General features: G+C 42.6%; 12 protein-coding genes. 3 read left to right on the top strand and 9 right to left on the bottom strand.

Annotation, left to right across the window (positions count from 1 at the left end; all coding sequences use genetic code 11):
• Positions 1-85: 85 nt before the first annotated feature.
• From ACW14G_RS20545 to ACW14G_RS20515, 7 genes are all read right to left on the bottom strand, one after another.
• Positions 86-373: a hypothetical protein gene (locus ACW14G_RS20545; RefSeq protein ID WP_455648747.1), complete on the bottom strand. Its 288-nt coding sequence runs from the start codon at positions 371-373 to the stop codon at positions 86-88.
• A gap of 47 nt (positions 374-420) precedes the next feature.
• Complete coding sequence (locus ACW14G_RS20540; RefSeq protein WP_223803692.1) at positions 421-1,461, bottom strand: glycosyltransferase family 9 protein; 1,041 nt, start codon at positions 1,459-1,461, stop codon at positions 421-423.
• Positions 1,462-1,484: 23 nt separating this feature from the next.
• Positions 1,485-2,501 (bottom strand): lipopolysaccharide 3-alpha-galactosyltransferase, encoded by a 1,017-nt coding sequence (waaO, locus tag ACW14G_RS20535; protein WP_167574811.1) that lies wholly within the window; start codon positions 2,499-2,501, stop codon positions 1,485-1,487.
• 17 nt (positions 2,502-2,518) lie between these two features.
• Entirely contained in the window at positions 2,519-3,316 is a 798-nt protein-coding gene (gene rfaP, locus ACW14G_RS20530) for a lipopolysaccharide core heptose(I) kinase RfaP (protein WP_249022596.1), read from the bottom strand.
• Entirely contained in the window at positions 3,303-4,433 is a 1,131-nt protein-coding gene (locus tag ACW14G_RS20525) for a glycosyltransferase family 4 protein (protein WP_167574809.1), read from the bottom strand. The genes rfaP and ACW14G_RS20525 overlap by 14 nt, the downstream gene beginning before the upstream one ends.
• A complete protein-coding gene (rfaQ, locus tag ACW14G_RS20520; protein WP_167577231.1) occupies positions 4,430-5,500 on the bottom strand; it encodes a lipopolysaccharide core heptosyltransferase RfaQ in 1,071 nt (356 codons plus the stop codon). Before rfaQ ends, ACW14G_RS20525 begins: the two co-directional genes overlap by 4 nt.
• Positions 5,501-5,682: 182 nt before the next feature.
• Positions 5,683-6,969 (bottom strand): O-antigen ligase family protein, encoded by a 1,287-nt coding sequence (locus ACW14G_RS20515; RefSeq protein ID WP_249022595.1) that lies wholly within the window; start codon positions 6,967-6,969, stop codon positions 5,683-5,685.
• Positions 6,970-7,105: 136 nt separating this feature from the next.
• Here ACW14G_RS20515 and ACW14G_RS20510 point away from each other — a divergent pair, with 136 nt between their 5' ends.
• The 3 genes from ACW14G_RS20510 (at position 7,106) to coaD (ending at position 10,025) form a co-directional block, all read left to right on the top strand.
• Positions 7,106-8,092, top strand: coding sequence for a glycosyltransferase (locus tag ACW14G_RS20510; protein WP_163449247.1), 987 nt, complete (start codon positions 7,106-7,108; stop codon positions 8,090-8,092).
• A 167-nt stretch (positions 8,093-8,259) separates the two neighbouring features.
• Complete coding sequence (gene waaA, locus ACW14G_RS20505) at positions 8,260-9,537, top strand: lipid IV(A) 3-deoxy-D-manno-octulosonic acid transferase (protein WP_163449246.1); 1,278 nt, start codon at positions 8,260-8,262, stop codon at positions 9,535-9,537.
• An 8-nt stretch (positions 9,538-9,545) separates the two neighbouring features.
• Positions 9,546-10,025 carry a pantetheine-phosphate adenylyltransferase gene (gene coaD, locus ACW14G_RS20500; protein ID WP_163449245.1) on the top strand — a complete coding sequence of 160 codons (480 nt, stop codon included), beginning with the start codon at positions 9,546-9,548 and terminating at the stop codon, positions 10,023-10,025.
• Between the two features lie 42 nt (positions 10,026-10,067).
• Here the strand turns inward: coaD and mutM are convergent, their stop codons facing one another.
• Complete coding sequence (mutM, locus tag ACW14G_RS20495; protein WP_249022594.1) at positions 10,068-10,877, bottom strand: bifunctional DNA-formamidopyrimidine glycosylase/DNA-(apurinic or apyrimidinic site) lyase; 810 nt, start codon at positions 10,875-10,877, stop codon at positions 10,068-10,070.
• 98 nt (positions 10,878-10,975) lie between these two features.
• On the bottom strand, positions 10,976-11,070 hold a 95-nt coding region (gene rpmG / locus ACW14G_RS20490), incomplete at its 5' end, for a 50S ribosomal protein L33 (protein ID WP_216421928.1).

Below are 11,070 nucleotides of genomic sequence, written 5' to 3'. Positions count from 1 at the left end.
GATTAATATCAGAAATAGTATTAATGTTTAAGATACCATCATCAAATGTTCTCAGCTTCATCGTTGTTGGAATCTGCGACAGGATTTATTGAACAGTAAGATCGTTGGCATTAGCAATATAGGCATACCCCTCATCACCTACATTTTCCTTTAAGTATGAAACAATCCGATAAATATTAAAAAAAGCATAATCCATATCAGCAATATGATATGTATTAAAATCACATTTTAATGATTTTCTGACATATTCTTTTAAGCCAGATTTGGTCTGAAGATAAATGATATGGAAAATGTCACCATCATAATTTTTTTTGATGGCAAGTGCGACCCTTAACTGTAAAGGAGAGCAAACAATAAAAAGATGATTATTCACAGTGGGCCACCATCATTACGTTACCAAATTGATACAGGTAAATATGTTCAATCATTTTTCAGGTTATTTAATGAATGAACAACCTCATCATAAATGTATTGCGAAGGTATCAATGAAATCCCCTTCTTCTCTATAATTTGTTTAGCTTTCGGATAGTTTGGCCCGCAAAGGTTATCGGTATTATAACCATCATTGTACACTGAACTATAAAACACTAGTGCAGGCTTGTTTCCACTGTTCGCGACATGAACAAATGAGGTATCAACCGAGACAACAAAGTCACACTGACAGAGCACAGCAGCTGCGCTCATAAAATCTGGCGCATCGAAGAAATACGAATTATCATGAAGTGAAATAGAAGACAATTTACTTTTCTCCATCAGGAGAACAATAGAAATATCTTCCCTTGCGCTCAAAAGTGCTAACGTTTCATTGATTTGCCTGTCACTGAAACTTCGCTTCGGAGTGGATGCGAAAGGACAAATTGCCACTTTAACTGTATGGTCAGGCAACGAGGCTATAAAACTTTCCGCAGAAGACTGTGCAACGACAGAAAAGGGTAAAATATAATTACTCGGCAATACACAAGAATCAGAAATGAACTGATTTACAACATGTTTATAATAGTCTGTTATATGAATAACTTTATCACCCGGAATATAATTATCATTATATTTGCTGCCTAAGTTAACATCAAAACCAGAAAGTACCTTATACTTCATAAGTGATAGTAATTTCAGATACTTATAGGTTGCATACCAACTACAATGGCTGTAAGGATCAATCACTAAATCATAATACTTTTTCTGACAGGCGGTTGTATCACCAAGTGAAATCACATTGCTGATATCGTGATTATCAGAAAATAAAGGTATCGTTTTCTTCGCTACAATAAGATCAACTTCAATTCCTGACTCTTTCAGGAATCGAATGAATGATGTTGCCATAATTGCATCACCCAGCCCAATATTGATGAGGATGATGCAAACATTTTTTATCGTTAATGAACCATCTTCAATACGAGGCTTTGACAATCTCATTGAAGCTAATAATGATTTTACTTTATAGATAAGGCCATTTATTTGCATATGCTATTTTTTATATTTTGAAACTAACCCATTAGTTTCAGATAAAAATAAGATAGATAGGCCTTAATGCCTCCTATCACTCGCCCCTGTTTAAAATAGTGCTTAGCACAGTAACGTGCATAATTAGCATTAGTTGCCTGTATTAACTCTGAGTTTTTCCAGGGTGACTGTTCCTTCGCTAAAATAAAGGCCTGAGCTCGCGGATATTGAGCCCATGCATGCCAGGGTTTTGTTGGTCCAATATAATGAATAAATATAGTGTTATCATTTATTGAACTCACAACATTATCTTTTAATTCATAATTCAAACTAAACTGAGTGTTGTACTTGATATCAAGAAACTCAACTTTACCTGCTAAAATGATATTCAAGATATCCTGATCTAAGTAAGATAATTTCTTAACCATAAGATCATCTGACAATATGGCTAACGCTTTAGCTGATACGTTTTCCTTGGCCCAGGCAGAAATATTTAACAATAAAAAACCAGCGTTAAAATAACCTTTTTCAAGTGCGCTGCAACCTAAGCTATCCGCCCGTTTTTTCCACCACGTGGTATCTCTCTCAGGAACAACAGCGGCAACCTTATCATCAATATTCAGGGAGAAGAGTTCACGGATACTCCCCTGGCACATGATATCCGCATCCATATAGATAATGCGTTCTTCACGTCCAATGAAGGAATCGCCAATAATAAAACGAAAATAAGTTGCGATAGACCAATTTTTTGTTGTTGGAAATGATAATAATCTATCACAATTAATAGTATGGATCTCAATACGTGAATAATAGCGCTCAGCCAATTCACGAATTTTTACTATCTGCTCATCATTTATTACGTCGATATAAATATGGAAAACAAAGTTTGAATCAGTGTTATTTAGCAAAATTGAGGCGATAGAAATACCGCAACCAAAGAGAAAATTCTGATCAATGCCATAACAAATATGCAAGGGTTTTTCAGCATATCGGGCGTCAGAGAAATCAAAAGCTACTGTTTTAGTAATAAAATCAGTAGCTTTCAGAAATTGAGCATCCATATAAATAACCTTTAAAATTACAGAGATTTACGAATTGTTCTTTCTTTTATTTTTTCAGCCTTTTCTTGAGCATGTGCGATTAATGCTTGTTCATCTTTCAGGATTTTCTTTAGTGGCTTATTGAAATAAATATTTAAGAACCTATAAATATCTCGTTGAGTCAGCCCAATATCTAATGAGGAAAAATAAAGGCCAATGAGATCTTTATCTCTCCAACGTAATGGTACGCGGTTGCGGATTTGTGCACGATGTAAATCAATAACAGATAATTTTAAATTGCTCTCTTTACCATCAAATGGGAGATGCAGAAGAAAATGGCAAATATAGCAATCACGGTGATTAATCCCTCCCTGATGCATCGTTCTAACCATCGTTGCTACGCGTGCAATAAGCATACGTTTAACCTTTGGCTCCGGTGCATTGACCGCCCAATCAGCACAATAGTCTTCCAGACTTACTGTAGGAGTGAGATCTTCGGTGATAATAAACGAGACTCGCGTTAACGGATTAAAACCTTTTTCACCAAAACCAATGCCCTGCATCGTATCCACCCCGAGTTCCCGGAGCCGGTGAATCGCATTCCATTCGCGATCCGCACCCAAAACAGGCATACGGAATGAGAAAAGATTTTTGACTATCTCTTTTAGAGATGTGCCACGATGCCATTTGAGGAAGAAACTTTTTCCAGAAAGTTCGAAACGCAGAGTTCGGCGAGTTTCAAGTTCTCTGAATACTTCGCCTTGTAAGGTTTTCACTTCTTCAAATGCATCTTTACCGCGCCATGCCGTAGCTAGCGGTTCTCTAAGTTCGACCATCTAAACCACCTATAATGATATCGGCTGCTTTCTCAGGCAGGCTGTATAAATCTTGAGTATCGGCATAATACCTTGCATTTTCGGACCATGCTTCACGTAATGAGGGATGCTGTAATGCATTACGTAAGCATGCATTCAAGTCTGCCTGACGGTAAGGTTCCGCGATAACCTCACCGCAGTTTGCTTCAGCAATATAGTGCGCATATCCGCAAATGGCAGTGGTTAATACCGGTAAGCCTGCCGTGATGGCTTCCAACAACACAATCCCCGCGGCTTCCTGATAAGCAGGATGTAGCAATAGATCCGCAGAGGCCATCAATTCAGCAACATCGTTACGCCCCGAGAAAAATCGAACATTATCTTGTACGCCCAACTTCTCCGCTAACGCCTCAAACTTACGAGATTTATCCTGTCCGACGACAAACAGCAAAGTTTGGCTGCGTAACTCATCCGGTAACGTAGAAAGCGCAGTAATGGTTCGATCAACCCCTTTTCGCGTAAAGTCAGAACCAATCTGAAGCAATAAGAACTGGTTATCTGTAATGCCATTATTCTGCCGAAAACGTTGTCTGCTGCCTGCTGGTTGCGCGCTGTACTTACGCTCCGGATAAATTCCAGGAGGAAGGATATGGAATCGTTCAGCCTCGGTATGGTAATGCTTTTGAAAATCAGCAATCTGCTTATTCGTTAACATGAGTAGTTGTGTCGCCTTACCCTGCTCGAATGTAGCGCGCTCAAAAGCAGAATAATGGCGATATCGTGATGTCAGGCGATACAAAAAGCCCTTTTCTTGTGCAACCTTTTCGGCATAACAAACATCGGCTGCATAGTAGACATCTAACCCCGGCATCTTATTAAAACCAACAATGCGGTCGGCTGGACTATCGCGTAGATGATTTTGCACCCAGGAATAGTATTCCGCGTTACGCCCATGGTTTGTGTGACTTTTTACAGGTACCAGAATAAGCTCAAAGGCAGCAGGACATTCGCCTTCCCAGGATTGGGTATAAACCCGTACATGGTGTCCACGCTGTGCGACCGTCTGCGCGATACGCATGAAGTCACGTTGCAAACCACCAAACGGAAAATATTTATACAAACAAAAGGCAACTATCATTTCTCTACGCCTGTAGTCGATAAGCCATTATTCTTAAGGAGCATCGTGTCAACCGCAGCAATCACATCTTCAGCAGGAATGACTGAGAGGTACATTTTACCACGATCCAACTTATCGCGCGAAGGCATAGCCTGGTAGTCGCCAGCCCAAAACTGGATCATATTGTTCGACCATGGTCGCCAGAAAATGTGGTTTGTTGCGCCAAAAAGACAGATCATCGGCGTGTTTAGCGCAGCAGCAATATGCCCTGGCGCGGAATCAACCCCTAAAAAGAGTACTGCATGATCTATTAATGCAGCGAGCTCCGGGAATGTCATTTTTCCTGCCAATGCGGTAACAGGAGGAACCTGGCATCTTTGAGCAATAGCGGCAATGCAGGCCAGGTCATCCCGACCCGGACCAGATGTTAAAACGACATCGAGTCCTCTCTCGTGTAGCGCATCGATAACTTGTGAGAATTTATCATTCTCCCAGCATTTAAATAGCTGCCGAGCCGTAGGCTGGATAACAACAAATCGCTCTCCTACGTGAGCCTCATCCAACATTGTCCGCACTTTTTCCCAACTGGATTGCGGATAACTCATGGTCGTTTTAGAGACATAGGAGTCCAGGCTAAGAGGCTTGAGTATTGAAAGGTTACTTTCAACAACATTATTGCCCTCTGGCGGCACCAGATGGGTGAAGCTTTTTCGCCAGAAGCGATTCTGACGATGCCCGAAATCGTGGGAGATGCAAACCGGCACCTTCAACATTCTCACCAACAGAGCAACGATCCATTGATCGGCCATGTTGATAACGAGATCATAATGATTAGCTCGTAACGCTTTGATTACTGATGCGAAATTTTTAATTTTCTCACACGACGTGCTTTTCTTGTTTTTTAAGCCATAAAGTCTGTGGATTTCAGGATTCTCGGAGAGGATAGGGATCGTATCCTCATAAAGTAGAACATCAATTAAAGCATCCGGATAATGATGCTTTAATGTGCTAATCACCGGGGTGGTCAGCAACATGTCTCCATGAAAACGCATTTTGATAACAAGAATTCTTCTAAATGGCTTTTCCACAAGCAGCCCTTCGTTAAGATAACTCAGTGAGAAGTGAACCAAAAGCACGCTACCGCCCCAGGCTTTACAGCTACCCGAATGCTGAGCCACATACTCTGCATAATTACTCCCACGGAGTATATCACTTACCATCACATCATTCGATATGCAAAATTTACCTTAAAAAACAATAAATAAGGTTATTATCGTTTACATTCAGACTTATTATTAGCAAGATAAAACGCTAACAAAGTGTAGATAAGGTATATTTCCATAAACATTTTCTCGAACATGCAATACACCAGGAAATACCCAACAAAAGACGCAAAAATAGATACACTAAATACATCTTTGTTAATCTTAATAGATCTTATCTGCGCTTGTATGTTGACAAATATTGATGCAATGAAAAGAATCAACCCACCGAAACCTACATTATATAAAACGGTAATAAACAATGGCTCATCAAGATTATATTTATTGGTTTCGCTGTTAAAAACCCCATCTTCTCTTGGCGCGTTGTGATCCCAAAGATATTGATCATAGGTTGAATTACCGTACCCAATACCAAATAGGTTGTTTTTCACACTATCCATTACTAAAGGGTAGCGTTGCGTCAAGATTTTATCTCGGCTACTTGTAACATTAGTAAGCTTCGTTGTTTGTTCAATCTTCCCCTTTACTTGAGGGAATATATTGTAGGCAGCAGCTAATCCAACACCAGCGATTACAGCAATCACGAACATTGAAAATATAAATTTCTTTATATCTTTAGAGAGGATGAGCATAACAAAAATAGTTTCAATAATTAATGAAACAATTCCCCCTCGACTACCGGTATACAACAAAAAGACAAAGGACAGGAACGCAACCGCAAGTAGTGGTATCTTCAGATATCGCTGTTTTAGTATTACGGCACTCGTCAATACAAATGGAAACAACATCACGACATAAAATGCAAAACCGTAACGTAATTGAAGATAGAGTTCCTGAGGATTGTTTTTTAAAAAACGAATGATAGGTACTGCTAAAACTATATAGGACAATGTCAGGATTGCACTGAACACATATGTTTTTTTGATCATATGCAAGTGTTCTTTAAAGGCAATCAACATTAACCACATAACGAGTGGATATCGCCAATCTTTAAATAATAATTCTAATGCTGAAAGATATTCATTTTCGTATGTAAAAAAAGCGATACTAAATAAACACCATAGTGAAAAAAATAACAGGCTTTTTCTTTCTTTTAAGAATTCACCTATAGAAGATAAGGGATTCACCTTTTCTTTACAGAACAAATATACTGATAGCAACAACGCCAATGCAGTGCTAATATTCAATATTGCTCGATTGTCAATCGTAAATAACCCAAATATCATTAAGAATAAAAGCATGTTCATTAATGACAGTCGATTCACACACCCAGGATTAATCTTGATTATCATACTTTTCGCACACCCGCCTTCTGTATTATCTTGGAGACGCATTGACAAATACATTCATTTAAATTATAATAAAAGATGATTTTAGAGCATTACAATAATAAATAACAACCTTTTTTTATATGGCTTACCTATTTAAGCAAAAAACAATGACATTTTTGTATTGCACAAGGGTTTCAAATTGAAAAGAAACATCATTCAGCACGTAAAAAATGCTCATATCGATGGTGATAGCGGGACCGAGCAATGTGTTAATATTACCTACGGCGCTGATAATGATTTTTTATACGGAACAGGCGTATCTATTACTTCTGTGTTATTGAATAATGAGGATTTGAAGTTTCATTTTCATATATTCTCAAATAACGTTTCTATAGAGAATCATCGTCTTTTCGAAGAACTTGCTCGCCAGTACAATACAAAAATTACATTCTATTTATTAAATGATGACTTATTAAAAAGTTTACCTACTGCGTCAAAGTCCTGGAACCATTCAATCTATTTCCGCCTTATTGCTATCGATTACTTTGCGGATAAACTGGATTCAATAATTTATCTTGATTCAGATATAATATGTAAAAAAAGCATTCACTCATTGCTAGATGAATCATTTGACGGGAAAAAGCTTATTGCTGTTCACGATAAGTTTGTCGATACATCAAATATAAAAAATATTCATCCAGAACACTATTTCAACTCAGGTTTTTTATATTTCAATCTAGACAAAAACCAGAGTGAAAGCCTCACGGACAAAGTAATATCCATTGTTAAAAATGGTAAATTCACACATCCAGATCAAGATGCATTAAATATCATATTCAATGATGATGTTAAAATCATAGAGCATTGCTTTAATTCTTTCTTTAACATTGACAGCCTAATACGAAATAAAAAAAGAAAATTCGAAATAACATCAGAAACTATTTTCATTCACTATGTTGGTGTATCAAAACCCTGGCATGACTGGACTCAGTATTATACGGATGTTAACTACTTCAAAGTGGCAAGAGATAACTCCCCATGGAGAAATCGCCCATTACTGTGCCCATCTACATATAAACAGCTGGCGAGAAAAAGTGCGCACTTAAAAAATAATGGAAAATACCTCAGTGCAGCTGTCTATTACATGAAGTATATTTCAAAAAAATTCCTCTCGCGGATCGTATGATCATAAAACTCATCGTTCTGAATACTGGCCGTTTGCATTTAACCAATCGATACGCAAAAATGGCATCGCCCCTAAGCCAGATAACGAAACCAGAACTGCAAAAGTAATGGTAATATCATAGATAAATACATAGAATCCCCAGCACATCCATTAGCCAGCTAACGCCCATGCTTGAGTTGCTTTACACCACATTGCTATACCTTATCCAGCCCCTAATCTGGATACGGCTTTGGGTGCGCGGACGTAAGGCTCCAGCCTACCGAAAACGCTGGGGTGAACGTTACGGTTTTTATCGCCAGCCGCTGAAGCCCGGCGGGATTATGCTGCACTCGGTGTCCGTCGGCGAAACGCTGGCGGCGATCCCGCTAGTTCGCGCACTGCGTCACCGCTACCCCGATTTGCCGATTACTGTCACCACGATGACCCCAACCGGGTCCGAGCGTGTGCAGTCGGCGTTTGGCAAAGACGTTCAGCACGTCTATCTGCCGTATGATTTACCCGATGCCCTTAACCGCTTCCTCGATAAAATCGACCCGAAACTGGTGTTGATTATGGAAACAGAGCTGTGGCCAAACCTGATTGCCGCATTGCATCGTCGCCATATTCCGCTGGTGATTGCCAACGCACGCTTGTCTGAGCGTTCAGCCGCCGGATACGCCAAACTGGGCTCATTTGTTCGCACGCTACTCCAGCGTATTACGTTGATTGCCGCGCAGAATGAAGAAGACGGTCAACGTTTTGTCGCCTTAGGGGCTAAAAATAATCAGGTGACCATTACCGGCAGCCTGAAGTTCGATATTTCTGTTACGCCGCAGCTGGCAGCCAAAGCGGTCACGCTTCGTCGCCAATGGGCGCCACGCCGCCCGGTATGGATAGCCACCAGCACCCATGAGGGCGAAGAGAGTATTGTTATTGCCGCCCACAAGGCGCTGCTGCAGCACTACCCGGATTTACTGCTGATACTGGTGCCGCGTCACCCGGAACGTTTCCCGGACGCCATCAACCTCACGCGTCAGGCTGGCCTGAGCTTTATCACCCGTTCCTCCGGTGAAGTCCCCTCCGCGACAACACAGGTGGTCATTGGCGACACCATGGGTGAGCTGATGCTGCTGTATGGCATTGCCGACCTGGCGTTTGTTGGCGGCTCGTTGGTTGAACGTGGTGGCCATAACCCGCTGGAAGCCGCAGCGCATGCCATTCCCGTGTTGATGGGCCCGCATACCTTTAACTTCAAGGATATCTGCGCCCGTCTGGAACAGGCGAGTGGGCTTATCACCGTGACCGATGCCGCCAGTCTCGAAAAAGAGGTATCCTCACTGTTAGGCGATGCCGATTATCGTAGTTTCTACGGTCGTCACGCCGTTGAGGTCTTGTACCAGAACCAGGGCGCGCTACAACGCCTGTTACAACTCCTGGAACCGTACCTGCCACCCAAAACGCATTGAGGATGATTATGCAAAAACGGGCGATTTATCCGGGCACTTTCGATCCCATCACCAACGGTCATCTTGATATCGTGACCCGCGCGGCCTGCATGTTCGATCAGGTTATCCTCGCTATTGCGGCCAGCCCAAGCAAAAAACCGATGTTTGACCTTAGCGAGCGCGTGGCGCTGGCCCAGCAGGCAACGGCACACCTTGGTAACGTGGAAGTGATGGGTTTTAGCGATCTGATGGCTAACTTTGCCCGCACCCAGCAGGCCAATATTCTGATTCGTGGCCTGCGCGCGGTGGCGGATTTCGAGTATGAAATGCAGTTGGCGCACATGAATCGCCACCTGATGCCGGAGCTGGAAAGCGTCTTTCTGATGCCGTCGAAAGAGTGGTCGTTTATTTCGTCATCGCTGGTGAAAGAGGTGGCGCGTCACGATGGCGATGTGACCCATTTCCTGCCGGCGAATGTACATCAGGCGCTGATGGAGAAGCTGAAGTAGGCTTCAGTGCATTTCCCGGCGGTTCGTCGCCGGGCTATCAACTTACTTTTGGCACTGCCGGCAGTAAAACGTCGCCCGCTGCGCATGTTTGCTGGCGATAATCGGCGTCCCGCATATCCGACAGGCCTCCCCTTTTCGCCCGTACACCTGTAGCTCTTGTGCAAAGTAGCCCGGCTTGCCGTCGCTTTGCAGGAAGTCTTTTAGCGTCGTACCACCCTGCTCAATCGATCGTTGCAGTACTGCTTTGATCGCCGCCACCAGTCGTTCGCACTCTTCTACCGATAACGATGATGCCAGCCGATCCGGATGGATCCGCGCGGAAAACAGCGATTCACTGGCGTAGATATTACCGACGCCCACCACCAGCTTGTTATCCATCAGCCAGGGTTTAATCGCCGTTTTCTTCTTCGCACATTTTGCCTGCAGATACTCCGCGCTAAATTCCGCGCTCAGCGGCTCCGGGCCGAGATGAGCGAGCACGCTGTGCCCTTCCAGCACCGGCGTCCACAGCCAGGCGCCAAAGCGCCGTGGGTCGGTGTAGCGCAGCACTTTACCGTTACTCATCACCAGATCGACGTGATCGTGTTTTTCCGCCGGAAGTTCTTCCGCAAGAATGCGTAAACTTCCCGACATCCCCAGATGGATGATGATCCAGCCGTCTGGTAGTTCAAGCAGCAGGTATTTAGCGCGGCGCTGAACGCTGAGAACCGGTTTATCGCTCAGGCGGTAAATTTCATCAGAGACGGGCCAGCGCAGGCGTCCATTGCGAATCACGGCGTACTGGATGGTTGCTCCGACCAGATGGGGTTCAATGCCCCGGCGGCTGGTCTCAACTTCGGGTAATTCAGGCATAACGTCTCCGGCTCGAATACAGATGTCTCTATTATGGGGACGCGCAGAAAACAAAAAACCCCGCCGAGGCGAGGTTTTTTGTGACATCGAAACTAAAATTATTTGATTTTAGCTTCTTTGTACAGAACGTGCTGACGGACAACTGGATCGAACTTTTTCAGTTCCAGTTTTTCCGGCTTAGTACGTTTGTTCT

The organism is Kluyvera sp., from assembly GCF_965301105.1.
This window is presented reverse-complemented; position numbering and strand designations above follow the sequence as displayed.